The organism is Allobosea sp. P4_E12, assembly GCF_056401655.1.
This window is the reverse complement of the sequence record NZ_JBFUIY010000009.1, coordinates 116,178-140,137: the sequence shown is the minus strand read 5'-3', so window position 1 is coordinate 140,137 and position 23,960 is coordinate 116,178. Positions and strand designations below refer to the sequence as shown.

The 23,960-nt window shown below is 65.5% G+C and carries 27 protein-coding genes and 1 other RNA gene; 22 read left to right on the top strand and 6 right to left on the bottom strand.

The annotated features are described in order from the left end of the window. Positions 1-12: 12 nt before the first annotated feature. Positions 13-2,010: a transketolase gene (tkt, locus tag AC1DW9_RS13920; protein WP_476776087.1), complete on the bottom strand. Its 1,998-nt coding sequence runs from the start codon at positions 2,008-2,010 to the stop codon at positions 13-15. Positions 2,011-2,282: 272 nt separating this feature from the next. Between tkt and AC1DW9_RS13915 the strand changes: the two genes are divergently transcribed. The 6 genes from AC1DW9_RS13915 (at position 2,283) to AC1DW9_RS13890 (ending at position 5,278) form a co-directional block, all read left to right on the top strand. After that, positions 2,283-2,570, top strand: coding sequence for a DUF4164 family protein (locus AC1DW9_RS13915; protein WP_371331978.1), 288 nt, complete (start codon positions 2,283-2,285; stop codon positions 2,568-2,570). Between the two features lie 14 nt (positions 2,571-2,584). Then, positions 2,585-2,953, top strand: coding sequence for a cell division protein ZapA (locus tag AC1DW9_RS13910; RefSeq protein WP_069879404.1), 369 nt, complete (start codon positions 2,585-2,587; stop codon positions 2,951-2,953). Positions 2,954-2,996: 43 nt separating this feature from the next. Beyond that, positions 2,997-3,584 (top strand): AAA family ATPase, encoded by a 588-nt coding sequence (locus AC1DW9_RS13905; protein ID WP_441506994.1) that lies wholly within the window; start codon positions 2,997-2,999, stop codon positions 3,582-3,584. A gap of 69 nt (positions 3,585-3,653) precedes the next feature. Next, positions 3,654-3,808: non-coding RNA, 6S RNA (gene ssrS / locus AC1DW9_RS13900), on the top strand. An 8-nt stretch (positions 3,809-3,816) separates the two neighbouring features. Next, the gene (locus AC1DW9_RS13895; protein ID WP_441506995.1) at positions 3,817-4,395 is read left to right on the top strand and encodes a 5-formyltetrahydrofolate cyclo-ligase; all 579 of its coding nucleotides are present in this window, start codon (positions 3,817-3,819) and stop codon (positions 4,393-4,395) included. Positions 4,396-4,450: 55 nt separating this feature from the next. Further along, the gene (locus AC1DW9_RS13890) at positions 4,451-5,278 is read left to right on the top strand and encodes a TIGR00282 family metallophosphoesterase (RefSeq protein ID WP_441488209.1); all 828 of its coding nucleotides are present in this window, start codon (positions 4,451-4,453) and stop codon (positions 5,276-5,278) included. Positions 5,279-5,297: 19 nt separating this feature from the next. Here the strand turns inward: AC1DW9_RS13890 and AC1DW9_RS13885 are convergent, their stop codons facing one another. Further along, positions 5,298-6,623, bottom strand: coding sequence for a methyl-accepting chemotaxis protein (locus AC1DW9_RS13885; RefSeq protein ID WP_476855116.1), 1,326 nt, complete (start codon positions 6,621-6,623; stop codon positions 5,298-5,300). A 288-nt stretch (positions 6,624-6,911) separates the two neighbouring features. Between AC1DW9_RS13885 and AC1DW9_RS13880 the strand changes: the two genes are divergently transcribed. Continuing rightward, a complete protein-coding gene (locus AC1DW9_RS13880; RefSeq protein ID WP_476855115.1) occupies positions 6,912-7,658 on the top strand; it encodes a YebC/PmpR family DNA-binding transcriptional regulator in 747 nt (248 codons plus the stop codon). A 104-nt stretch (positions 7,659-7,762) separates the two neighbouring features. Here the strand turns inward: AC1DW9_RS13880 and AC1DW9_RS13875 are convergent, their stop codons facing one another. From AC1DW9_RS13875 to AC1DW9_RS13865, 3 genes are all read right to left on the bottom strand, one after another. Then, positions 7,763-8,542, bottom strand: a complete 780-nt coding sequence (locus AC1DW9_RS13875; RefSeq protein WP_476770808.1) for a sulfite exporter TauE/SafE family protein — start codon at positions 8,540-8,542, stop codon at positions 7,763-7,765. Positions 8,543-8,709: 167 nt separating this feature from the next. Further along, a complete protein-coding gene (locus tag AC1DW9_RS13870) occupies positions 8,710-9,741 on the bottom strand; it encodes a DUF1254 domain-containing protein (protein WP_476776116.1) in 1,032 nt (343 codons plus the stop codon). Positions 9,742-9,755: 14 nt separating this feature from the next. Further along, the gene (locus tag AC1DW9_RS13865; protein WP_476776085.1) at positions 9,756-11,165 is read right to left on the bottom strand and encodes a DUF1254 domain-containing protein; all 1,410 of its coding nucleotides are present in this window, start codon (positions 11,163-11,165) and stop codon (positions 9,756-9,758) included. 217 nt (positions 11,166-11,382) lie between these two features. Between AC1DW9_RS13865 and ruvC the strand changes: the two genes are divergently transcribed. The 5 genes from ruvC to AC1DW9_RS13840 are packed head-to-tail and all read left to right on the top strand — an operon-like array spanning position 11,383 to position 14,623. Then, positions 11,383-11,898, top strand: a complete 516-nt coding sequence (ruvC, locus tag AC1DW9_RS13860; RefSeq protein WP_476776084.1) for a crossover junction endodeoxyribonuclease RuvC — start codon at positions 11,383-11,385, stop codon at positions 11,896-11,898. A gap of 40 nt (positions 11,899-11,938) precedes the next feature. Beyond that, on the top strand, positions 11,939-12,556 hold the full coding sequence (gene ruvA / locus AC1DW9_RS13855; RefSeq protein ID WP_069879414.1) for a Holliday junction branch migration protein RuvA: 618 nt from the start codon (positions 11,939-11,941) through the stop codon (positions 12,554-12,556). Then, a complete protein-coding gene (locus tag AC1DW9_RS13850; protein WP_476770811.1) occupies positions 12,553-13,041 on the top strand; it encodes a hypothetical protein in 489 nt (162 codons plus the stop codon). The genes ruvA and AC1DW9_RS13850 overlap by 4 nt, the downstream gene beginning before the upstream one ends. Further along, positions 13,038-14,084 (top strand): Holliday junction branch migration DNA helicase RuvB, encoded by a 1,047-nt coding sequence (gene ruvB / locus AC1DW9_RS13845; protein ID WP_476776083.1) that lies wholly within the window; start codon positions 13,038-13,040, stop codon positions 14,082-14,084. Before AC1DW9_RS13850 ends, ruvB begins: the two co-directional genes overlap by 4 nt. Continuing rightward, complete coding sequence (locus tag AC1DW9_RS13840; RefSeq protein ID WP_476776082.1) at positions 14,084-14,623, top strand: DUF3828 domain-containing protein; 540 nt, start codon at positions 14,084-14,086, stop codon at positions 14,621-14,623. Before ruvB ends, AC1DW9_RS13840 begins: the two co-directional genes overlap by 1 nt. Positions 14,624-14,632: 9 nt before the next feature. Here AC1DW9_RS13840 and AC1DW9_RS13835 read toward each other — a convergent pair whose 3' ends face one another. Next, positions 14,633-15,142: a hypothetical protein gene (locus AC1DW9_RS13835; protein ID WP_476776081.1), complete on the bottom strand. Its 510-nt coding sequence runs from the start codon at positions 15,140-15,142 to the stop codon at positions 14,633-14,635. A 154-nt stretch (positions 15,143-15,296) separates the two neighbouring features. Between AC1DW9_RS13835 and ybgC the strand changes: the two genes are divergently transcribed. From ybgC to tilS, 10 genes are all read left to right on the top strand, one after another. Continuing rightward, positions 15,297-15,701, top strand: coding sequence for a tol-pal system-associated acyl-CoA thioesterase (gene ybgC / locus AC1DW9_RS13830; protein WP_476776080.1), 405 nt, complete (start codon positions 15,297-15,299; stop codon positions 15,699-15,701). Positions 15,702-15,753: 52 nt separating this feature from the next. Then, positions 15,754-16,395: a TetR/AcrR family transcriptional regulator gene (locus AC1DW9_RS13825; protein WP_476776079.1), complete on the top strand. Its 642-nt coding sequence runs from the start codon at positions 15,754-15,756 to the stop codon at positions 16,393-16,395. A 90-nt stretch (positions 16,396-16,485) separates the two neighbouring features. Next, complete coding sequence (locus tag AC1DW9_RS13820) at positions 16,486-16,929, top strand: DUF2852 domain-containing protein (protein WP_113513332.1); 444 nt, start codon at positions 16,486-16,488, stop codon at positions 16,927-16,929. Positions 16,930-17,324: 395 nt separating this feature from the next. Then, complete coding sequence (gene tolQ / locus AC1DW9_RS13815; protein WP_043238377.1) at positions 17,325-18,035, top strand: protein TolQ; 711 nt, start codon at positions 17,325-17,327, stop codon at positions 18,033-18,035. A gap of 11 nt (positions 18,036-18,046) precedes the next feature. Continuing rightward, a complete protein-coding gene (gene tolR / locus AC1DW9_RS13810; protein ID WP_069879422.1) occupies positions 18,047-18,496 on the top strand; it encodes a protein TolR in 450 nt (149 codons plus the stop codon). A 27-nt stretch (positions 18,497-18,523) separates the two neighbouring features. Further along, the gene (gene tolA / locus AC1DW9_RS13805; protein WP_476776078.1) at positions 18,524-19,726 is read left to right on the top strand and encodes a cell envelope integrity protein TolA; all 1,203 of its coding nucleotides are present in this window, start codon (positions 18,524-18,526) and stop codon (positions 19,724-19,726) included. Positions 19,727-19,746: 20 nt separating this feature from the next. Beyond that, a complete protein-coding gene (tolB, locus tag AC1DW9_RS13800) occupies positions 19,747-21,090 on the top strand; it encodes a Tol-Pal system beta propeller repeat protein TolB (RefSeq protein WP_441488350.1) in 1,344 nt (447 codons plus the stop codon). Between the two features lie 189 nt (positions 21,091-21,279). Then, positions 21,280-21,783 carry a peptidoglycan-associated lipoprotein Pal gene (pal, locus tag AC1DW9_RS13795; protein WP_069879425.1) on the top strand — a complete coding sequence of 168 codons (504 nt, stop codon included), beginning with the start codon at positions 21,280-21,282 and terminating at the stop codon, positions 21,781-21,783. 124 nt (positions 21,784-21,907) lie between these two features. Beyond that, positions 21,908-22,852: a tol-pal system protein YbgF gene (gene ybgF, locus AC1DW9_RS13790; protein WP_476855114.1), complete on the top strand. Its 945-nt coding sequence runs from the start codon at positions 21,908-21,910 to the stop codon at positions 22,850-22,852. Further along, positions 22,849-23,904, top strand: coding sequence for a tRNA lysidine(34) synthetase TilS (tilS, locus tag AC1DW9_RS13785; RefSeq protein WP_476776076.1), 1,056 nt, complete (start codon positions 22,849-22,851; stop codon positions 23,902-23,904). The genes ybgF and tilS overlap by 4 nt, the downstream gene beginning before the upstream one ends. Positions 23,905-23,960: the final 56 nt, after the last annotated feature.

Sequence of the window (23,960 nt, the reverse complement as noted above, 5' to 3'; positions counted from 1 at the left end):
TCCGGGTAAAACTCAGCCGTTATGCCGCTTCAATGCGGCTTCGACCACTGCGTCGGGCGTAATGCCGAAATGCTTGTAGACGTCCTTGTAGGGGCCGCTGGCGCCGAAGGAGGCCATGCCGACGAAGATGCCGTCATGGCCGATCACCGCATCCCAGCCGAAGCGGACGGCGGCCTCGATCGCGATCTTGACCGGGGCCTCGCCGATGATCTGGTTCTGCGTCGCCTCGTCCTGAGCGAGCAGCAGTTCGAGCGAGGGTACAGAGACGACACGGGCGCGAACGCCCTTCTCGGCCAGAAGCTTGCGGGCCGCAACGGCGATCTCGAGTTCCGAGCCGGACGCGAAGAGCGAGACCTGCGCCTTGCCGCCCTCGGCCGCCTGCAATTCATAGGCGCCCTTGGCCGAGCGGTTGGTCGCGGTGCCATCCGTGCGGAGCGGCGCGAGATTCTGGCGCGAGAGCGCCAGCACGGTCGGCCCTCCGGTCCGCTCAAGCGCGATCTGCCAGGCTTCCGCCGTCTCGATCGCGTCGGCTGGGCGCAGCACGCGCATGTTCGGCATCGAGCGAAGCGAGGCGAGATGCTCGACCGGCTGGTGGGTTGGGCCGTCCTCGCCCAGGCCGATCGAGTCATGGGTCATGACATAGACGACCGGCAGGCCCATCAGGGCCGCCAGACGCATCGAGGGGCGGGCGTAGTCGGCGAAGACCAGGAAGGTGCCCCCGGCGGTGCGGAAGCCGCCATGCAGGGTGATGCCGTTCATCGCGGCAGCCATGCCGTGCTCGCGGATGCCGTAACGGATGTAGCGCCCCTTCGGGGTCTTGAGCGTGAAGTCTTCCAGCCCCTTCGCCTTGGTGTTGTTCGATGGCGTCAGGTCGGCCGAGCCGGAAACCAGCTCCGGCATCACCGGCACGATGACGTCGAGGGCGAGCTCGGAGGCCTTGCGGGTCGCGACGGTGACCGGGTTGGCGGCAAGGGCCTTCTTGTGGGCGACGATCACCTTGTCGAGCTTGCCCGGAATCGTGTGGGCGAGGCGGCGCTCGAACTCGGCGCGCTTGCGTGGCGACAGCGCCTCGAACCGGGCGAGCCAGTCCTTGTGGGCGAGGTGGCCGGCAGAGCCGAAGGCGCGCCAGCTCTTGAGGATGTCGGGGGCAATCTCGAAGGCCGCGCCGGTGATGCCGAGCTTGGCCTTCGCGGCTGCGAGTTCCTCGGCGCCGAGCGGCTCGCCATGAGCCTTGGAGGTGCCGGCCTTTTTCGGTGCGCCGAAGCCGATCACGGTCTTGCAGGCGATCATGGTCGGCTTGTTCGACTTCTGGGCGCGGCGGATCGCGGCCTCGATCGCGTCGGGGTCATGGCCGTCGACGCGCTCGGAGCGCCAGCCACAGGCCTTGAAACGCGCGACCTGGTCGACCGAGTCGGAGATCGAGAGCGGGCCATCGATCGAGATGCCGTTATCGTCCCAAAGCACGATCAGCTTGTTGAGCTTGTGGTGGCCGGCAAGCGCGATCGCTTCCTGGCTGATGCCTTCCATCAGGTCGCCGTCGGAGGCCAGGACATAGGTCTTGTGGTCGACGACCTTCTTGCCGAACTCGGCGGCGAGCATGCGCTCGGCCATGGCCATGCCGACTGCGGTGGCGAGACCCTGGCCGAGCGGGCCAGTGGTGGTCTCGACGCCGACAGTCATGAAGTTCTCGGGATGCCCCGGGGTCTTCGACTCGAGCTGGCGGAACTTCTTGAGGTCGTCGAGCTCCATGCCCGGCGTGCCCGTGAGATAGAGCAGGGCGTAGAGCAGCATCGAGCCGTGACCGGCCGAGAGAATGAAGCGGTCGCGATCCGGCCAGCGCGGATCGGCGGCGTCATAGTTCATGACGCGGGTAAACAGCACGGTTGCGACGTCGGCTGCACCCATCGGCAGGCCGGGGTGGCCGGACTTCGCCTGCTCGACGCCATCCATTGCCAGGGCGCGAATGGCGTTGGCGAGCTTGTCGTGCTGGGCGCGGTCGATCGTGGTCATGGTGTCATTGGCTCCGGCGGGCGGAAGGGCGCGTCCCGCGTCCGAACCATGCCGGAAGGGCATGAGGGCGACGGTCCGGTAGGCTTTCGGGGCATCGTTTTCGTGCGGGTGCTCGATAGGATGCCCGCTCTCCCGGAGTCAATTCATCAGGGGGCTGCTATCACAGTTGAGAGCTGCGAATATCTGCCCGAAAGCGTTTCCCACTTGCTCATATCCTGCTTTAGGCTCGCGAATCATGGAGCCGGCTTCGAACTGAAAGGGAGGAGACGACCGTGGCGAGCCTGATGCTGGACAATGCGCTTGCGCGACTCGATAGCGCACTCGCGCAACTCGAGGCGGCTGCGCGCCGACGCATCGAGGCGGAGCGCGGACGGGCCAACCTCGAAACCGAGCTGACCTTGATGCAGGATGACAGGGCCCGGCTCGCAGCGGAGCTCGATGGCGCGATCGCGCGCGTCGGCCAGGTCGAAACCGCGGCGGGCGACGTCGAACGCAGGTTGGAGAAGGCGTTGGGCGCGGTGGGTGACGTGATCGCCCGCGCCGAGGCGCGCGAGCACTGAATACGGAGGGCGTGATGCCGCAGGTGAATGTCACGATCGCGGGCAAGGCCTATCGCATGGCCTGCGGCGACGGCGAGGAAGCCCATCTCGAAGGGCTCGCCAATCTCTATGACGGCAAGATCGATGAAATGCGCCAGGCTTTTGGCGAGATCGGCGACATGCGTCTGCATGTGATGGCCGCGCTGATGGTTGCCGACGAGGTGTCGGAGCTCAAGGAACGCGTCGCGACGCTGGAGAACATGCTCGCGGCTGTGCGCGGCGACGCCGGCTCTGCCGATCAGCGCCTGGGCGAGGTCGAGGAGCGCGCCGCCGAAGCGCTGGTCACTGCGGCAGAGCGTATCGAAAGCGTAGCGCGCAGCCTGATCCCAAGCCCAGTCGGCTGAAGCCTCGAGGCACGGCATCGCCTATCCCGATCCGATCGACGGCGTGATCCAGCACGGACTGGTGCGGGCGGCCTGGCAGTGCCCTGCGGGGGCGACGATTGCCCCGAGGCGTTCTCTGGGTGAAACAGCGGCGATGCAGCCCTATGCGATTTTCCTGAGCGGCCCGATCGGCGCCGGCAAGACGACACTCGGCAAGGCGCTGGCCACGGAGCTCGGTGGCGGCTTCATCGACGGTGACGACCATTCGGATCCGGATCTGCCCTGGTATCGCTCAATCCTGCGGACGAGCCGATCCGTGGTCAGGACTGGCCTGACAATCCTCGCGGTTCAGCCAGTTGTCGTGATCGCCTATCCGCTGGGGTGTAGCACCTGGATCTTCTACCGGCGTCATTTCACGGATGCTGGCGTTCGCCCGCTCTTCATCAGCCTGCGCGCCTCCTATGCGGGTATCACATCGGCGGCACGCGGCCGTGCATTCGACGAGGACGAGCATGAGCGCATCCGCGTCATGCTGCATGAAGGTTATGCGGAACGTCCCTTCAGCGATCTGATCATCGACACCGACCTGCTGCCGTTCGAGGCGACGTTGCAGCAGCTCACCCGGGACGTGCGAGAGTTCTTCTCGGCGTGAGCCAGCATCCTGTGCGCCGGCTGCAACTCGCCACTGGCGCTTTGCCGGCGAGCGTCCTACATAGTTCTGGCGGGGCTGCCCGGTGCGTGAGAGTATGTATTCCCGGGCCCATACGATCTCCTCGGGAGCTGTCCCTGACTGGGTCCCTGGACCCAGACATATGGCGCCCACCTACTTAGTAGGTGTCCCGGGATCGAAAACTCCACGGCCAAGGTGGCTCCGCGCTTTCTCCATGCATACTGACCTTCAAACGACGCCGCTCCGCGGCAAGAGCGAGTTGCGGATCGAGGCGCTCGCGCGCCGTGACGCGCTTGAGATCGATGACCGGCTCGAATGGGATCAGGCCATCGTCGCCGGCGTCCTGGCGCTGCCGGCGCTGGCTGGAGGCGGAACCGTCTCGGCCTATTGGCCGATGCGCTCCGAGGCCGACCCCCGCCCGGTTCTGGAAGCCCTGCACGCGCGGGGCGTTCCGCTCTGCCTGCCGGCTATCGTCAATGGCGCGATGATTTTCCGGAGCTGGGCGCCATGGGAGCCGATCGTGCCCGGTGGCTTCGGTACGCTGGTGCCCGAGCCGCAACAGCCGCAGGCAAGGCCGAGCATCCTGCTTGTGCCGCTTGCGGCCTTCGACCGCCGCGGCTACCGCATCGGCTACGGCAAAGGCTATTACGACCGCACGCTCACCGAGCTCGGAGCGGTCACTACGATCGGCCTCGCCTATGGTGCGCAGGAGATCGCGGCTGTTCCCGATGAGCCCCATGACCGCAAGCTCGACTGGATCGTGACCGAGCGCGAAACCATCCGCTGCGGTTGATTCGCGTGCGCGTTCGCGTCAGTGAAGCGCTCCTTCTTCGTTCAGGGTTCCCGTCATGCGTTTTCTTTTCCTCGGCGACGTCGTCGGTCGCCCCGGTCGCATTGCGGTTCAGGAGCGCCTGCCTGGCCTGCGTGAGCGCTGGAAGCTCGACTGTGTCGTGATCAATGGCGAGAACTCGGCCGGTGGCTTCGGCATCACCGAGGCGATCTGCGACGAGTTTCTGGCCGCGGGGGCCGATGCCGTGACGCTCGGCAACCATTCCTGGGACCAGCGCGAGGCGCTGGTCTTCATCGAGCGCCAGCCCGCATTGGTCCGCCCCGCCAATTATCCGCCCGGAACGCCCGGCCGCGGCGCGACCGTGATCGAGGCGCGCAACGGCGCGCGCGTGCTGGTCGTCAATGTGATGGGGCGGCTGTTCATGGATCCGCTCGATGACCCCTTCGCCGCGGTCGAACGCGAACTCGCAGCCTGTCCGCTGCGCGAGGTCGCCGACGCCGTCATCATCGATGTCCATGCCGAGGCGACCAGCGAGAAGCAGGCCATGGCCTATTTCGTCGATGGCCGCGCCAGTCTCGTGGTCGGCACCCATACCCACGCCCCGACCGCCGATACGCGCATCCTGCCTGGCGGCACCGCCTACCAGTCCGATGCCGGCATGTGTGGCGACTATGATTCCGTTCTGGGCATGCACCGGGAGGAGCCGGTTCGCCGCTTCCTGCAGAAGGTGCCGGGCGCGAGGCTGGAGCCTGCGACCGGACCTGGAACACTGTCTGGCGTGGCGGTCGATATCGACGACGCGACGGGGCTGGCCCGGGCGGTCTGGGCCGTCAGGCTGGGGCCGCATCTGAGCGAGGCCACACCGGAGGCCTGGGAGCGGGGCTGATCACCCCACCCTGAACCGTTTAGACGGTGCGGCCCTGACGGGCGAGGTTCTCGAAGGCGGAGGTGAGCGACGAGGCTTGCTTCGCCAGGTTTTCCGCGACGCTCAGGACGTCCGAGACATTGGCGCCGGCTGTCTGCGCCATCTCGCTGACCCCGCTGGCGGCCTGCGCGACTTCCTGCGTTCCGAGCGCGGCCAGGTTGACGCTGCGGGCAATTTCCTGCGTTGCGGCGCGTTGCTCGTCGATCGAGCCCGCGATCGTCACCGTCGTCTGCTCCATCTGCGTGACGAAGGCGACGATGCTCTCGATTGCCGCGACTGCCTCGCGCGTCGCCGCCTGCATCGCCGGCACCTGAGCCGCGATCTCGTCGGTTGCCTGGGCCGTGCGCGCCGAAAGCTGCTTGACCTCATTGGCGACCACGGCAAAGCCGCGCCCGCTTTCGCCGGCACGCGCAGCCTCGATCGTGGCGTTGAGCGCGAGCATGTTGGTCTGGGCGGCGATGGTCTTGATCATCTCGACCACCGCGCCGATGGTTTCGGCCGAATGCGCGAGGCTCTTCACGATGATGTCGGTCTTCATCGCGGCCGCATTGGCGTCATGCGCCATGTTCGCCGCGCGCGAGATTTCGGACGAGACATCGTTCAACGAGATCGAGAGCTCTTCGGCCGCGCTGGCGACGTTCTGGACGTTTGCCGAGGCTTCATCGGAGGCCTGCGCGGCGACGATGGCCTGCGTGCCGGTATCCTGCACGACGTTGCTGACGGCGCGTGCCATGGTCTCGACGCGGGTGGCACCGGTGCTGACCGTGTCGACCACACCGCGAACCGTGACCTCGAAGGCCTCGATCTCGGCGCGGGTGCGCTCGCGGCTTTCACGCTGGACTTCGGCATAGGTCTCGAGCAGCAATTCGAGGTCCAGTTGCACGGCCTTGTTGAGCGCAGCCCTCATGGCAATGCCCCGGACGAAGCGCTTGTGCTGCCAGAAGCCATTCAACTTCTGGAGGCCGTCGCGGTCGACACCAAGCTCGGCGCCGATCGCGTTGGAGACGATCGTGTGGCAGATCGCGACCGCATAGACCGGAACACCGTGACGATAGAAGGCTGCGGCGAGGTTGCGGGCGGAGTGGAGGTAGCCATCCCCGAGTTCGCCCGAGGCCAGCCTGATCCAGTGCGCCAGCCTGAGTTCATGAACCTCGGGGGTTTTCAATGCGCGGCTGGTTTCCGGCCAGGGATCGAATTCGACGTGCAGTTCCTGCAGCAACCCCGGCAGTCTCTCCTTGGCGAAGGCGGATTGCAGGCGCAGAAGGGCGAGATCGTCGGCGCCGATCTGGAACGCGCGGAAGCGCACGTCCTGTTCTGCGATGGCTATGCTGGACACAGATTTCATGAGGTCGGGAGAGCTGCAATCTGGCAGGAGGGACTGATCTGAAGTGACCCTGACCCAGTTCGGCAAAGATTGGCTTAACGCTGCTCTTGCCGCGCTTCTGCCGTGGAAACGCAGTAGGAGCATCGTCATTCAGGGCGGCCCGGCGGCTTGCCTGCCGGCAAAAGCCCCGCTTATAAGGCGCGGATTGCCTCGCCGGGCCCAGTTTGGTCCGCCTTGGCAGGTCCACAGTGACAAAAGAGGCTGACCTCGATGGCCGGGCATTCCCAATTCAAGAACATCATGCACCGCAAGGGCAAGCAGGACGCGGTGCGGTCGAAGCTGTTCTCGCGGCTCGGGCGCGAAATCACCGTCGCGGCCAAGATGGGCATGCCCGACCCCAACATGAATCCGCGCCTGCGCATGGCGGTGCTCGCCGCGCGTGCCGAAAACATGCCGAAGGACAATATCGAGCGCGCCATCAAGAAGGCGGCCGGCAATGAAGGCGAGAACTATGACGAGGTGCGCTACGAGGGCTATGGCCCGGGCGGTGCCGCCGTCATCGTCGAGGCGCTGACCGATAACCGCAATCGCACCGCTTCGGCCGTCCGATCCTACTTCACCAAGGCCGGTGGGGCTCTTGGCGAAAGCAACTCCGTCTCCTTCATGTTCAACCGCGTCGGCGAGGTCACCTACCCGCCGGAGGCCGGCGATGCCGACAAGGTCATGGAAGCGGCGATCGAAGCTGGCGCCGACGACGTCGTCAGCGACGAGAACGGCCACACGATCCTGTGCGGCTTCGATGCGCTGAACGAAGTCTCCAAGGCGCTCGAAGCCTCGCTCGRCGCGCCGGCTTCGGCCAAGCCCGTCTGGCGCCCGACGACGACCGCGCCGCTCGACGAGGAGAAGGCCGCATCGATGATGCGGCTGATGGAGGCGCTCGACAATGACGACGACGTGCAGAACGTCTTCGCGAATTTCGAGATCGCCGACGAGATCATGGCGAAGCTCGGCTCGTAAGCAGCCCTGCCAATCATGGTCGGGCTTGTCCCGGCCACGACGCCTGCTCCTTCATCGCGTGCGGCAAGGCGCGACTACTTGCCTGCGAAGGCGAACGCGGCGGTTCAACGCCCCAGCATGCCATCCCATAGCGGCAGGCTGACCAGCGCGCTGAGGAAGATCACGAGATAGGCGATGCGCCGGAACGTCTCCTCGGAGGCGATCCGGAAGGCATGCGTGCCGACCCAGAGACCGGCGCCGTAGATCGCAAACAACGGCAGCGCCATCGCGAGCGATGCGGCCGTGATGATGCTCTTCAGCCAGAGCAGGACACCGCTGACCACGGTCGACAGGCCGAAATAGGTCTGGAGGTTGGCACGCGCTTTGTGCCGGTCGTTGCGCTGGGCGCCGAGCCAGAATACGGCCAGCGGCATGCCGCCGATACTGGAGAGGCCGTTGAACAGGCCGGACAGCGAACCGACACCCAGCGAGAGCGGGATGCCCGGCTTGCCGTGATAGCGCCAGCCCGAGGCCATCAGCGTCACCGCGGCGAGAACGAGCACGGCGACGATCCAGCGCATCGTCCTCGGCTCCAGCCAGGTCAGCAGCCAGAGCCCGAATGGCAGCGTCAGCGTCGCGGCGATCAGCAAGGGGATGACCTCGCTCCATTCGGCACGCTTGGCCGAGCGGGCGGCGATCGGCAGCGCGAAAGGCAGATCGATCACCCAGATCAGGCCGAGCGCTGCGACGGGGCCGAGCACCAGGCTTGCCAGCGGCATGAAGACCATGGCGAAGCCGAAGCCGGTGAACCCGCGCACCAGTCCGCCGAGCAGCGTCGCGCCGAGAAGGGTGGTTATCCCCGAGAGGGTGAGGCTGGGGAACAGCGCGGAAAGCAGGTCGGTCATCGGTCCAGGGAGGTCAGGCAGTCGGGGCAGCCCACCATCACCCAAGTCCCGGCGGGATCAACTCTTTCCTTGTGATGGCATCGATATGTGCACGTCATCGATGCCATGAGGATCGCGCGCGGTCATGCGCGCCTGATCAACTGCGCGTCCGCGCATGCCCGCCTTGCTCAGCTTGCGGCCACGGGTTCCGGGAATTTCCATTTGCCGTTCAGGATCTCAGCGCGTGGGCGATAGAGGCGAACCGTGTAATTCCAGCCCTTCATGATCGGCAGGCAGTTCGGGATCTTGCCGTCGCAGCCGCTGAACTGGATCGAGATCGAGCCGTCGCCATTCTTCCTAGCGGTGATGTTGTTCAATGAGTAGGCGCCGTAAGGATTCTTTTCGTAGTAGCCCTCGGCATTGTAGAGGCTCACCGACCAGAAGCCGTTGACCGGCACATCCTTGACGTTGAGCTTGTAGACGGTGGTTCCGTCATTCCTCGCCGGCGTGACGTTGAGATAAGTGGCGTCCTTGTCGGGGTTGCCGCCCCAGCCTGTCGCGGTCCCGATCAGGTGCCGAATGGGATCGACTTCCTTCTTCGTGCCGAAGGCCTTCTTGAAATCGGGTATCGTCGAGCCCAGCACCAGTAATGCGTCACGGACTTTCTTCTGGCTGGCCTGATCCCAGTTCGGCACGTCGAACTTACCCGCGCGCTTCTGGCTGACCTTGATGGCATCCTGCAGGGCGTGAACCTGCTGCACGTCCTTTGGATCCACAGGGTCGACCAGGGTGCGGATGGCAACCGCCGCATAGCGCGTGCCGACCCTTTGCCTGTCGAGGGTGTAGGAGCCGGCGCCATAGGCCACCATCGGGGTATAGTGGTCCTCGTTGATCACCTGCATCGACATGAAGCGCTTGCCTGCCGTCGGCAGCGTGATCGTGACCGGGCCTGCGTCGAGATCGAAGACGGCCGCCGAATAGAGCGTATCGCGGTTGAGGCGGATAACGGTCTGGTTGTCGATCGCGGCCGGCTCACGCCGGTGCACGAATTTACCGAGGCTGCCGTCCTTGACCATGTTGCTCATGTAGAGGTCCGATTCGGCGCGGATGAAATTGTCCACTCCGACTGGGGCTGCAGGATCCGACGGCGCCTGCGCGACCGCGCCGCCCGTAACCGCCAGCGTAGCGGCAAACGCGTAAATCGTGAGCTTGGTGTGCATCTCGGCCCTCTGGGTCAGTTCTGTGGCTGCAGCGGTGGGGATTTCCATTTGCCGTTCAGCGCCGCCGGCTTCGGCCAGTACAGCCGCGTGACCGCGAAGAACGGCCCCGTCGGCGCGGGCAGCCAGTTGGCTTCGCGCTCCTTGCCGGGGGACTCGTTTTGCACATGGACCGTGATCCCGCCATCCGCATCGCGCTTCAGGCCCGGCAGCATCGGCGAATTGATCAGGTAACGGTTGATCGGGTTGGCATAGAGCAGGCTCGCCGGCAGCTCGTACATGGTCAGCGACCAGAAGGCGTTGACCGGTGGCAACTGCCCCGGTGCAAAGCGCAGGGTGTAGCGCTTCGCCCCGTTCAGCGTCTGCTTGGCGGAGTCGATGAAATAGGCGGGATAGAGCGCCTCCTGCTTCGCATTGCCGTAGATGCCGAGGACAGCGCTTGCCATTCGCAGCATGTAATTGTTCTTCAGGAAGGCTCGCGTACCAAACCCGTCCGCACTCGAACTCTTGCCGGTATCGACCTCTGTTTCCTTGTACAGTTTGAATGCGGCCCAGCCATCGGCCATGCCGTCCTGCAGGGCCTGGCGTAGTTCAGGCGAGAGCGCATTCGCGTCGAAGCTCTTTCCGCCGCCGACGCCGATCTTCGAGAAACGCGCCATCAGCGCCCTTTCGGACGGATGCGTCGGGGCAAATTGCAGAACGAAATTCAGGACGTTGAAGGCCTCGAGCGAGCTGCGTTCCTGCTCGGGCGTCAGCGGCTTGATGAAATCGACCGTCGGCGCCGGTGCTGGCGCCGGCCGTCCCAGAAACTGCGAGAGCGGCTGGACCTTGTAGCCGGCCTGGACCGCCTTCACCTTGTCGATGTCACCGGGGTCGAAGAGCTGGGTCCGGTACAGCACGAAGGCGAAATCGGTCTCGGAGCGGATCACCTGCTTGATGCCCGCGGGTTTCTCGCCCTTCCATTTCGGCCCCGCCAGCAGATAGCTGCCCGCGCCGTTCCCGGTGGCGCGGCTGCCGACATAGGCGAAATCGAAGGTGTATTGGTCGATGAACTGAAGGGCATAGTAGCGGCCCTTCTCGACCGCGGGCACCGTGAAGACGAGCGGCTCGGCGCGCAGGTCGGCACCGACATAGGAATAGGGCGTGTCCGAGTTGGGCGTCTGGATCGCCTTGTCGTCAGGCGTATAGACACGTGCGTTGTTGACGAGCGTGTTCCAGGGAGCCTTGAACTCCGGGCTGTTGCGATCGACGAAATAGGAATGCTGGATGCGGTAATTGTCGACGAGCGGGAAGCCATAGATCGTGGCTTCCTTGGCGATGGCGCGGGCTTCGGCAGGGGTAGGAGATTGTGCGCGTGCCGTCAGCGCCAGAGGTGGCAGCAACAGGGCGAGCGAGGCCGCGAGAGAGACGAAGAGCGACGTTCTCATGACGTATTCCCCTGGATTCCTGCGCTGACATCGTCTCGATGACGAAAAACGTCCGGATTTCTCGCGGAATGACCGCGATCGACGAAGCATAGGGGCAAGCCGCGCGCAGCGTATAGAGGCCACGCCATGCTGTGCCGCATGCCCTGGCATTCCGGCAGCGCTCCTCAGTGGAACCTCGGTAATGGAGTACAAACCGTGTCCAGACTAGTGTGCGGACATGGCACAAGCGATTCGGATTCTCGGCCTTGATCCCGGTCTCAGGAAGACCGGCTGGGGCATCATCACCAGCGAGGGCACCAAGCTCTCCTTCGTTGCCTGCGGCTGCGTCGAAAGCGACGGAGCGAGCCCGCTTTCGGAGCGGTTGAGACAACTTCATGACGGTATCGCGCGGGTGATCGGCTCGTTCGACCCCCACGAGGTCGCGGTCGAGGAGACGTTCGTGAACCGCGATCCGCAATCGGCGCTGAAGCTCGGCCAGGCGCGCGGCATCGCGCTGGTGGTGCCGGCGATCGCCGGTCTCAGCGTTGCCGAATACGCGGCCAATCTCGTCAAGAAGACGGTGGTCGGCGTCGGCCATGCCGACAAGAAGCAGGTCCAGGCGATGATCCGGGTGCTGCTTCCGAAGGCCGAGACAAAATCGGCAGATGCTGCGGACGCGCTCGCGGTGGCGATCTGCCATTCGCAGCATCGCGGCATGAGGGCGCTGGTTGCGCAGATGCGCGCGGCCTCGTGAGGCGCTACAGCTTGGACATGCACATGCGACGGAGCCTCTGATGATCGGCAAGCTCAAGGGGCTGATCGATTCCTATGGCGAGGATTTCGTGATCCTCGACGTGCAGGGTGTCGGCTATGTCGTGCAATGCTCGTCGCGCACCTTGCAGCGTTTGCCAAAACCCGGCGAGGCAGCGGCGCTGGCGATCGAGACCCATGTCCGCGAGGACGCGATCCGTCTCTATGGCTTCCTGTCCGACGTCGAACGCGACTGGTTCCGGCTGATGCAGGTGGTACAGGGCGTCGGCGCCAAGGTGGCGCTCGCCATTCTCTCGACGCTGGAGCCCGGCGCGCTGGCGACGGCGATCGCGACCAACGACAAGGCGGCCGTGGCGCGTTCCCCCGGGGTCGGTCCAAAGCTGGCGCAGCGGCTCTGCGCCGAGCTCAAGGACAAGGCGCCCGCCTTCGGCCATATCGATCCCGGCGTGGTGCAGCTCGCGGGCGCACTGGAGGACAGGAAACTACCGCAAGCGGTGGCGGACGCGATCTCTGCCCTGTCCAATCTCGGCTATCCGCAGGCCCAGGCCGTGGCGGCGGTGGCCGCGGCCTCGAAAGCAGCCGGCGAGGGGGCCGGGACGGCCCAGCTGATCAAGCTGGGTCTCAAGGAACTGGCGAAGTGAGCAATGCCGACGCCCTGATCGTCCGCGCCGTCGAGGATAAGAGCGAGCTGCTGCAACTGATGCTGGCGGTCTGGGGCTCGCATAAGATGATGATCGACCTGCACACCTACGACGTCGCTGAGATCGATGCGCTCGGCCTGTTCACGGCTACGGGGCAGACGGCGGCGCTGGCAAGCTGGACGCGACACGACGAGACCGCCTATCTCTGCGCCCTGCATTCGCTGCGGCCGGGAGAGGGCGTGGCAGTCCAGATGCTCGCTGCGGTCAAGGCCGCTGCCCGGGCCGCAGGTGCCAAGAAGCTCAAGGCGATGCTGACCAATGACAACATGCCCGGGCTGACCTTCTATCAGCGCCAGGGCTTTCGCCTGTCCGGCCTCTATCCCGAGGCGATCGATCATTATCGCTCCGTGATTCCGACGATTATCAAGACCGGCTACAGGGACATCCCGGTGCATGACGCGCTGGAGCTGGAGATTGAACTGTGAGTGAACCCCGCCGCCTCGTGACGGCCGACCGTCGCGACGACGACAGCGAAACCTCGCTGCGGCCGCTGTCGCTGTCCGATTTCACCGGCCAGGCGGCGGCGCGCGCCAATCTCCAGGTCTTCATCAATGCGGCGCGCGCGCGCGGTGATGCGCTCGACCATGTGCTCTTCGTCGGCCCGCCGGGCCTCGGCAAGACGACGCTGGCGCAGATCGTGGCGCGTGAACTCGGCGTCAATTTCCGCTCGACCTCGGGGCCGGTCATTGCCAAGGCCGGCGACCTCGCGGCGCAACTGACCAATCTCGAAGAGCGCGACGTGCTCTTCATCGACGAGATTCACCGGCTCAACCCGGCGGTCGAGGAAATCCTTTATCCGGCGATGGAGGATTACCAACTCGACCTGATCATCGGGGAGGGCCCGGCGGCGCGCTCGGTCAAGATCGACCTGCCCAAGTTCACGCTCGTCGGCGCGACCACGCGCGCCGGCTTGCTGACGACGCCGCTGCGCGACCGTTTCGGCATTCCGATCCGCCTGCAATTCTACACGGTCGAGGAATTGCAGGGCATCGTCTCGCGCGGCGCTCGCGTGCTCGGCATCGGCATGTCGGATGACGGTGCCAACGAGGTCGCCCGCCGGTCCCGCGGGACACCGCGCATCGCCGGCCGGCTGCTCCGGCGCGTGCGGGACTTCGCCATCGTCGACGGCGATCCGGTGATCACGCGCTCGGTCGCCGACAAGGCGCTGCACCTGCTCGATGTGGACGGCATCGGCCTCGATCAGATGGACCGGCGCTATCTCACCACCGTCGCGATCAATTTCGGCGGCGGCCCGGTCGGGATCGAGACCATCGCCGCCTCGCTCTCCGAGCCGCGCGATGCGATCGAGGAAATCATCGAGCCGTTCCTGCTGCAGCAGGGCTTCATCCAGCGCACTCCGCGCGGGCGCCTGCTGACGCCGCATGCCTTCCGGCATCTCGGCATGCCGGAGCCGAACCGCGAGGCCGCGCAATTCGGGTTGTTCGGGGACGAGGCCGAGGACGAGTGATGCTGAAAATACTCCGGAACCTTTTGATCGCCGTCTTCGTCACGTTGACTGCGGGGCTCGCCGCGCAATGGGCTGCGGCGGCCGAGTCCACGCCCGAAGCGACGGTCAAACAGGCCTATGCCGCGACAATCCGTGGCCTCGCCAGCTCCGGCCCCAAAGCCCCGCCACCGGCATGGCGACCGCCGCATCGCGACAGGCTCTTGAGCAAAGGCCTTGCCGCGCTCTTCGCCCGCGACGACCTCTATCAGGATGAGAGCGGCGAGATGGGCAATATCGGCGCCGATCCCTTCCTCAACGGCCAGGACGGCGAGGTGAAGAACCTGCGCATTGTGGTGATTGGGAAGCCGGCGGCCGGCCAGGCGCTTGTCACGGCCAGCTTCCAGAGCCTCGGAAAGACGGTGATGGTGCCGTTCCGGATGATCTGGGAAGCCGGCGCCTGGCGCATCGACGATATTGGCGATGGGAGCGACAGCATCCGCGAGGCGCTGTCGCAACCCTATGAGTGCGGGTCCTTCATGAAGAAGCCCTGCACGCGCTGAAACCGGCTGCTACCGCGCGAATTTCGATCGGTGCATCGCCGAGCGTTGGCCCGCATGATCGAGCGCGCCGGATTTCCCTGCCTTGCTGCTTGGGACGGACTTCATGCCTTTACCGGCGTGCCGGCTCGCAGGCTGCGTCTGGGCGGCCTCCTGGCGCTGCTTCAGCGCCAGCGCCTTGCGGGCAAGGCTGCGCTGGCTCGGAGCGTGCAGCTTCTCCGTGCGGCGCGTCCGCTCGGCACCGACCCGCTTCAGCGCCGAGGTCAGCATGTCGGCCTTCGCCTTGGTGCCGCTGTTGTCGGAGGCAGGGCGCGCGCCCTGCGGCTCGGATTTGCGGCGCATCTCGCGCCGCTGCTGGCGGGCGATCGAGCGAGCCCGGTCGCGGCGTTCGCGCAACTGGACCGAAAGCTCCTTCAACTCGGCATCGGTCGCGCCGCCGATGGTTCGGCGCTGGGTCCGGGTAAAGAGCTCGTATTCCGACTTGTCGAGAAGACGCTGGATTGCCTTGGTCGATTGGGCCATGCCGTTTCTCCTTGCTAGGCTGTCGGTGAAGCAACCTTAGCGACGGCGCGAGGTTCCGGGTAGCGTCGCGTCGATCATGCCCGTGCGCGGTTGTTCCGGCTGCCATGCCCGGTCTAAAGGTCGGGAAACGTCATCACGGAAATCCCGCAGCGACATGAGCGCCGTCCACCAGCTTCCCGTCCGGGTCTATTATGAAGACACCGATTTCTCCGGCGTCGTCTATCACGCCTCCTATCTGCGTTTCATGGAGCGCGGCCGGACCGAGTTGATCCGCGCGCTCGGCGTTGAACAGCGCGAGCTGTTCGACGGGGGCGCGGCGTTGGGGTTCGCGGTGCGCCGCATGACGATCGATTTCCTCAAGCCCGCCGTGATGGACGACATGCTGACCGTTGAGACCGTTGCGACGGCTGCACGCGGCGCGACGATGGATATTGCCCAGCGCGTGCTGCGTGGCGAGGAGGTGCTGATCACCGCCGAGGTCAAGGTCGCCTGCGTCGGCGGCGGTCGGGCTCGGCGTATTCCCGACACACTGCGCCACCGGCTGGGGCTCGAGGCATGATGGGCGGCGAACACCGTCGACGCCATTCGCCTGCTATGTTAGCGCTCCTTACATGATCGGACGGCGGCCGGATTCGGAGCGACGCGGCTATCACCACGGCAACCTCAAGGAGGAGCTGGTGAAGGCGGCGCTCGAGTTGATCACAGAGAAGGGGGCGAACGGCTTCACCGTTGCCGAAGCCGCACGGCTGGCGGGGGTCAGCCCGACGGCGCCCTATCGGCATTATCGCGACAAGGTCGAACTGATGGCCGATGTCGCCACGCGGGGCTTCCAGGCCTTCGAGGCGGCACAGTCGCGCGCCTGGAACGAGGGCAGACCCAATGCATGGACTGCCTTCCAGCAGTTGGGACAGACCTATATCGCCTTTGCTCATGAGCAGCCGGCCTATTATTCCGCAATGTTCGAGGCTGGCGTACCGCTCGATGCCAGCCCGGAATTGCGTCTCGCGGCGGATCGTTCCTTCCAGATGCTGCGCGCGGCCTGTGAGGCCCTGATCGCGACCCTTCCGGCGGGGCGCCGGCCGCCGGCGCTGATGATGGCGCTGCATGTCTGGGCGATGTCGCATGGCGTGGCAGCCTTGTTCGGGCGGGCCGATGCGGGCCGTCGCTCGTTGCCGATGTCGGCGGCCGAACTGCTGGAAGCCAATATGCTGATCTATCTGCAAGGGCTCGGCCTCTCGGCGCCAGCGAATTGAAACCGGCCTCCGCCGCTTGACAGGGATCGGGGGCGTTCCCATAATGTGTATGTGACTAACATACACACTCACTGATATCGCGAGGGATCGATGCCGATCGTTGCGAGGCTTGATGAATATGGAAGAGGGGCCTGGTTCGCCTTTGCGGTACTGGGCTTCATCGTGTGGTGGCCGCTTGGTCTTGCGACCCTGGCCTTCATGTGGGGGAGTGGACGCATGTCTTGCGGATATGCCGGTGGAAACCGGTTCGAGCACCGGATGAGCCGTCTTCAGGAGAAGATGGATCGCATGCGGGAACGCATGGGGGAACGCGGCGGCCCTGGCGGCGGCTGGGGTCGATGGGGCGGTCCGCCGTCCAGCGGCAACCATGCCTTCGACGAGTACCGCGCAGAAACCCTGCGCAGGCTTGAGGACGAGCAGCGCGAGTTCCAGGACTTCCTGGGGCGTCTGCGCATGGCCAAGGACAAGGCCGAGTTCGACCAGTTCATGGCCGATCGTCGGCCCGGCAGCCAACCGGACCAGGATGCGGCCTGACGTGTCCGCCTGAAACCTGACGCCAGAGATGGCCCGCCTCGGCAACGAGGCGGGCCATTTTGCTTTGAGGAGACTCCGAGCGCAGGGGGGCTCAGCGCATCCGCTCGCGCCGCCCCAGAGCCCGCAGCAGCGGCGCGCCGTTCGATTCGTTTCGCTGTCAACCCGGCATTAACCTTGCTGGGTGCTTAACTCGACCAGCACGAGTCGCTGATGAAGAAAACCCCGGATGCGCCCATCTTTCGCCGGATTCAAAGGCAATTGACAGGAACGGCATGTTCCCCAGTTCGCAAATTCGGTGGTGGCGCGAGGTATTCGTGGCCTCGGTCATCGATTTGGTCGGCGGGAGATTGGATCAGCAGCGCTCGATCGCGCTGACCGTCTGAAAGGATGACAGAATGAACCCCGCCGAGGTTGCGCAGGCTGCGCCACAGATCGACATGTCGTTCTGGACGTTGTTCTGGCACGCCCATATCGTCGTCAAGCTGGTCATGATGGGTCTGCTCGGCGCCTCTGTGTGGTGCTGGTCGATCATCATCGACAAGACGCTGCTCTATCGCCGCACCCGCCGCGATATGGATGCCTTCGAGGAGGTGTTCTGGTCCGGTCGGTCGCTGGAAGAGTTGTATCGCGATCTCGCGAGCAAGCCGGTCAATGATATGGCGGCGGTCTTCGTCGCGGCGATGCGGGAGTGGAAGCGCTCCTTCGAGAATGGCGGCCGCTCCGTCGCCAGCCTTTCGGCACGTATCGACAAGGTTCTCGACGTTACCATTCAGCGCGAAACCGAGCGGCTGGAATCGAAGCTGCTCGTGCTCTCGACCATTGCCTCGGCCGCTCCCTTCATCGGCCTGTTCGGCACGGTCTGGGGCATCATGAATTCCTTCACCGCCATTGCGGTCTCCAAGAATTCCTCCCTTGCCGTGGTGGCGCCCGGTATCGCCGAGGCGCTCTTCGCCACCGCGATCGGCCTGTTTGCCGCGATTCCGGCGCTGATGGCCTATAACAAGCTGCAGGCCGAAGTGGCCAAGGCCCAGAACCGCCTCGAAGCCTTTGCCGACGAGTTCTCCGCGATCCTGTCGCGGCAGATCGACGAGCGGCTGGCGGCGTAGGGGGCTGCACGATGGGCATGTCAGCAGCGACCGGCGCCAAGGCCGGAGGCAGGCGGGGCCGGCGTGGCCGCCGCCACAGCGCGATCGCCGAGATCAACATGACGCCGTTCATCGACGTCATGCTGGTGTTGCTGATCATCTTCATGGTGGCCGCGCCCCTGATCGCGACCGGCGTTCCGCTCGATCTGCCGCAGACCGGGGCGAAGCCGATCAATGTCGACCAGAAGCCGATCACCATTGCCATCGACAGCAAGGGCCAGATCTTCCTCCAGGACCAGCCGACGCTGGAGCCCGACCTGGTGACGAAGCTGCATGGCCTCGCCAAGCAGGGCTTCGACGAGCGCATCTATGTGCGCGGCGACCGTCAGGTCGATTACGGGCGCGTCGCATCGGTGATGTCGACGATCACGTCGGCCGGGTTCAAGCGTGTGGCACTCGTCACCGAGCCCGCAACGCGCTGACGACGTGAAGGCGAGGTATTTCCAGCCGTGAAGCTCTCCACCTCCGAACCGGGAATCGCGCTCTCCGCTCTCGGCCACGTGACGTTTCTCGTCGCGGGGCTGCTGGCGTTCTCGTCGCCGAATCCCCTGCCGGAGAACGAAGAGGCGATCGCCGTCGAGATGGTCGATCCGAGTGCACTGAATCAGGTCACGCGTGGCGAACGCAAGGCTGAGAAGGTGCAGGAACAGCCGGTCCAGCGCGCCGAGCGCCAGTCGGAGACGGTCGAGCGCAAGGAAGCCGGTGAGGCCAAGCAGGACACCCCTGCGCCACCGACGCGGCCCGCTGAATTGAAGACCGCGGACGACAACGCTTCGGCGCCAATGCCGCCAGCCCGCCCTGCGCTGCAGCCCCCGAAGCCGGAGCCCAAGCCGCCGGAGCCGGCGAAGCAGCCGCCGCAGAAGGCAGAGGCTGCGGCTGAGCCAAAGCCGGATCTGCGCCGCGAGGAGCTCGCCAAGCTCGCCGAGGAAGCTGAACTGGCCTCCAAGGCGAAGCAGGCCGAGGAGGATGCCAAGGCCGCTGCCAAGGCGAAGGCCGAAGCCGAGGCGCAGGCCAGGGCCGACGCTGCTGCCAAGGCCAAGGCGGAAGCGCAGGTCAAGGCGGCCGCTGCCGAGGCGGCCAAGGAAAAGGCTGAGGCGGAAGCCAGGGCGAAGGCCGAAGCGGAGGCCAAGGCCAAGATCGCCGCCGCCGCCAAGGCAAAGGCCGAAGCCGAGGCCAAGGCCAAGCGTGAGGCGGAGATCGCCAAGAACTTCAACCCGACCGATATCGCCAAGCTTCTGCAATCGAAGGAGCCGGCTCAGTCCTCAGGCTCGTCCGCGCCGCAGGTGAACCGCACCGCGTCGCTCGGCACCGAGCGCGGCTCGTCGCAAAAGCTCAGCCCTTCGTTGCGCGCGCAGCTTGTCGGGATCATTCAGGACCAGCTCCTGAAATGCTGGAACGTGCCGATCGGGCTCGCGAATGCGAAGGGCGCAGTCGTGCCTTCGGTGCGGATGAAGCTGAATACCGACGGCTCGCTCGCGGGCCAGCCGGGCGTGATCAACACCTCGTCCGATCCGCTGTTCCGGGTCGCGGCCGATTCGGCCCTGACGGCGACACGCCGTTGCGCGCCCCTGCGCATTCCTGCTCAATTTGCCGCTTACTATGACGACTGGCGTGATGTCGTCGTCAATTTCGACGCTAGGGACGTGCTGTGACCCCCATGTTTCGCAACTCCATGATCAAGGGCGCCGGTCAGACCCGTTCCGGGCTGACGCGCCGCCACGCGCTGACCCTTGCCGGATCGGCCATGTCCTTGCCGCTGCTGGTGCCGGCGGCTGCGCGCGCGGAACTGGTGATCGACCTGCGCAAGGGTACTTTCCAGCCCATGCCGATCGCGATCGCCGATTTCGGCGGCGAGGCCGGCGTGATGGTGTCCGGCGTGATCACCAACAATCTCAAGCGTTCCGGCTATTTCCAGCCGATCGACAAGTCGCGCCACCCCGACAAGAACCCGGCCTTCGATGCGGTACCGCAGTTCGAGGCCTGGAAGGCCGCCGGCGTGCAGGGGCTGGTGACGGGCCGCGTCTCGCGCGACGGTGGCCGGCTTCGTGCGGAATTCCGGCTCTGGGACGTCGTCACCGGTGAGCAGATCGACGGGCAGCAATATTTCACCGACCCGAACAACAGCCGGCGGGTCGGCCATATCATCTCGGACGCGATCTTCACGAAGGTCACGGGCGTCGGCGGCTTCTTCGATACCCGCGTCGTCTTCGTCGACGAATCCGGGACGAAGGAAAACCGGCGCAAGCGGCTCGCCATCATGGATCAGGACGGCGCCAATGTCCGCTACCTGACCAATGGCGAGGTCTCGGTCGTGACCCCGCGCTACTCGCCTGTGGCGCAGGAAGTCGCCTATATGGCACAGCGCACCGGCGAGCAGCCGCGCGTGCATGTGCTGAATATCGAAACCGGACAGCGTCAGGTCGTCGGGAATTTCCCCGACATGACCTCGAGCCCGCGCTTCTCGCCGAATGGCGCGAAGATCGCGCTCAGCCTGCAGCAGGGCGGCAACGCAAATCTCTACATGATCGATATCGGCTCGCGCACGACGACGCGGCTGACTTCGACGGGCGCAATCGACACCTCGCCCTCCTTCTCGCCTGACGGCACCCAGATGGTGTTCGAGAGCGACCGCGGCGGTTCGCAGCAGCTTTATGTGATGGCGCTCGGCGGCGGGGAGGGCAAACGCATCTCCTTCGGCCAGGGCTCCTATTCGCAGCCGTCATGGTCGCCGCGCGGCGACCTGATCGCCTTCACGCGCCAGGGTGGTGGCGGCTTCGCCATCGGCGTGATGCGGCCGGACGGCTCGGGCGAGCGTATCCTGACCGAAGGCTTCCACAACGAAGCACCGAACTGGGCGCCGAACGGTCAGTACATCATGTTCTTCCGTGATCCAGGCGGGCAATCCGGCGGCAAGCTCTACATGGTCGATATCACGGGCCGGGTCGAAGTGCCGGTGCCGACACCGGCTTTCGCCTCGGATCCGAGCTGGTCTCCGCTGCTGACGACGGCGCGCTGAGGCGGCAATCTGTTGCTGTCGCGCAACAGCTCGGAGAATGCTGCATTTCGCTGCAATTGGTTAACCATACGCCGCAATGCCGCCACTTCGCCTTGATTTGGCAAGGTCTCGTTTAGGTTGACACATCATTGATGTGTCTGAGTTTCAGACTTTCTGATTGCGGAACCTAGACCCGCCTGGAGAATCAACATGCTGCTTGCCTCGCTCGCCAGCCCGCGCACTGCCCGTTTCGCCGCCGCCATCGCCGCCACGCTCGCACTGGGCGCCTGCGCCAAGGACCAGAACGCCGAAGCCGGCTTTGGAGCCGGCGGCGCGGCCACCCCGGGCAGCGCCCAGGACTTCGTCGTGAATGTCGGTGACCGCGTCTTCTTCGAGACCGACTCGACCGACCTGACGCCGACGGCCGTTTCGACCCTCGACAAGCAGTCCTCCTGGCTGCAGCGCTACCCGCGCTACACATTCACCGTCGAGGGCCATGCCGACGAGCGCGGCACCCGCGAATACAACTATTCGCTTGGCGCTCGCCGCGCCCAGACGGTGCGCGACTATCTGACCTCGCGCGGCATCCAGGCCAATCGGATGCGTACGATCTCCTACGGCAAGGAGCGCCCGGTGGCAGTCTGCAACGACATTTCCTGCTGGTCGCAGAATCGCCGTTCCGTGACCGTGCTCGATGGCGCCGGCGGCGTCTGAGCATCCGGCTTTCTGAAATCTATCGAGGCCGGCACTTTCCCTGCGGAAGTGCCGGCCTTTTCATATTTTGGCCGCGGTGACAGCGTGTGATAACCCGTCACTTGAGAGAAACAGTCCGGTCTTCATGATGGTTCGAGAATTTGCCTTTCTACCCAGCCGGGCGCGACTGCTGGCTGCTGTCGCCTTCGGGGCCATTGCATGGGCTGCGTTGCCGGCTGCAGCGCAGGATGCAGCCGAGCTGACCGTGCGCACCGGGCGACTGGAAAACCAGGTCCGAGCGCTGTCTGGCCAGATCGAGCAGTTGCAGTTCGAGAACCGCCGGCTCACCGAGCAGCTCCGCAAGTTCCAGGAGGATGTCGATTTCCGCCTGAACGAGCGCGGCGGCAGCGGTGGCGCTCGCCCGAGTGGCGCCGCGCCAGGGCCGGTTGCCCAGCCGCCGGCGACGCAGCCGGGTCGTCCGCGTCGGAATGATGCCTTCGACCCCTCAACGCACCCGGGTGGCTCGGGGGCGCCGCGTCAGCTCGGCAGCATGGAAGGCATTATCGAGGACGAATTCGCCGGGGCGGGCGGTGGTGGCCAGGGACCGCTCGACCTTCAGGGCGTCGGCCGACAGGTCCCGCAGGGTGCGCTGCCGCAGGGCGGACCGCGTGGCGGACCGAGCGTCGCGGYGACGGGCGCGGCGCCGAGCCCCAAGGACAGCTATGACACGGCCTATTCCTATGTCCTGCGCAAGGAATACGAGCAGGCCGAAATGGGCTTTCGTCAGTTCCTGCAGAGCTATCCGCGCGATCGGCTCGCCGCCGACGCCACCTTCTGGCTCGGCGAGAGCTATTTCCAGCGCCAGCGCTATCGCGAGGCTGCCGAGCAATTCCTCAAGATCTCGCGTGACTATCCGCGCGCCGGCAAGGGCGCCGACAGCCTGCTCAAGCTCGGCATGTCGCTGAATGGGCTTGGCGCGCGCGACCAGGCCTGCGCAACCTATGCCAAGGTCGGCGTCGACTATCCTTCCGCTTCCAATGCCGTGCGGCAGGGTGTCGAGCGCGAACGGCGCCGCGCTCGCTGCGCTTGAGCGCGCTGGCTTCCAGCGATCCTGAGCATCTTCCGGTTTCAGCCGGCGAGGCGGCTGCGCTCTTCGCCGGGCTCGCGGGTGAAACGCGCCTGCTGATTGCGGTCTCGGGCGGCCCAGATTCCGTTGCCCTGCTTTCCCTGTTGCACGATTGGTCGCAGCAGCCCGCTAGGCCCGCGCTTCATGCCGCGACGGTCGATCACGGCCTGCGCGAGACGTCCTCGAGCGAAGCTGAAGCCGTCGGCGCGCTCTGCTCCGGGCTGAGGGTTCCCCATGTGATCCTGCGTTGGGCAGGGCCGAAACCTGCGACGGGCATCCAGCAGCGGGCACGAGAGGCGCGCTATGCCCTGCTGGCGGCACATGCGGAGGCTCTCGGTGGTGCAGTGCTGGTCACGGCGCACACGCTCGACGACCAGGCCGAGACGCTGCTGATGCGGATGGCGCGCGGTTCCGGGCCGAGCGGGCTCGCCGGTATGCGGGCCAGGGTGCGCAAGGGTGGCACGGTGCTGGCACGTCCGCTGCTTGCCGTACCGAAAGCGCGTCTCATCGCGACCGCTGAGGCGAGGGGGCTTTCCTACATTCGTGACCCGAGCAATGCCGATCCGCGGTTCGAGCGCGCGCGTTGGCGGATCCTGATGCCGATGCTGGCCGACGAGGGGCTCACAGCCGAACGTCTGGCGGTCCTGGCTGCGAGGCTGGCGCGCATGGATGCGGCGATAGAGCACCACGTCGCCCTTCTGCTGCCGTCGCTCATATTCGCAGGGGAGGGGACCGGGGTGACGCGGCTGCGCTTCGGCGCGTTGGTCGATCTTCCCGAGGAAATTGCCCTGCGGGTTATGGCCGAGGCGCTCGCCCTGGTGCCTGGATCGAATGCAGAACTATCGCGGCTCGAGCGGCTGGAAGGCTGCGTGTTCACGCTTCTGGAGGCGGCACGGCGGGGCACGGCCATGACGCGGACACTATCGGGGTGTGTACTCGCGCTCGATCGGGACGGTGTCCTGACGCTGGCGCCGGAACCGGCGCGCAGACGGGGCGTTCACCCTGCGTCGCGATGAGCCTGGTTCAAATCTGCTGTTTCCCTTGGCAAGGGGCTTTGCCGCTCCTAGATTAA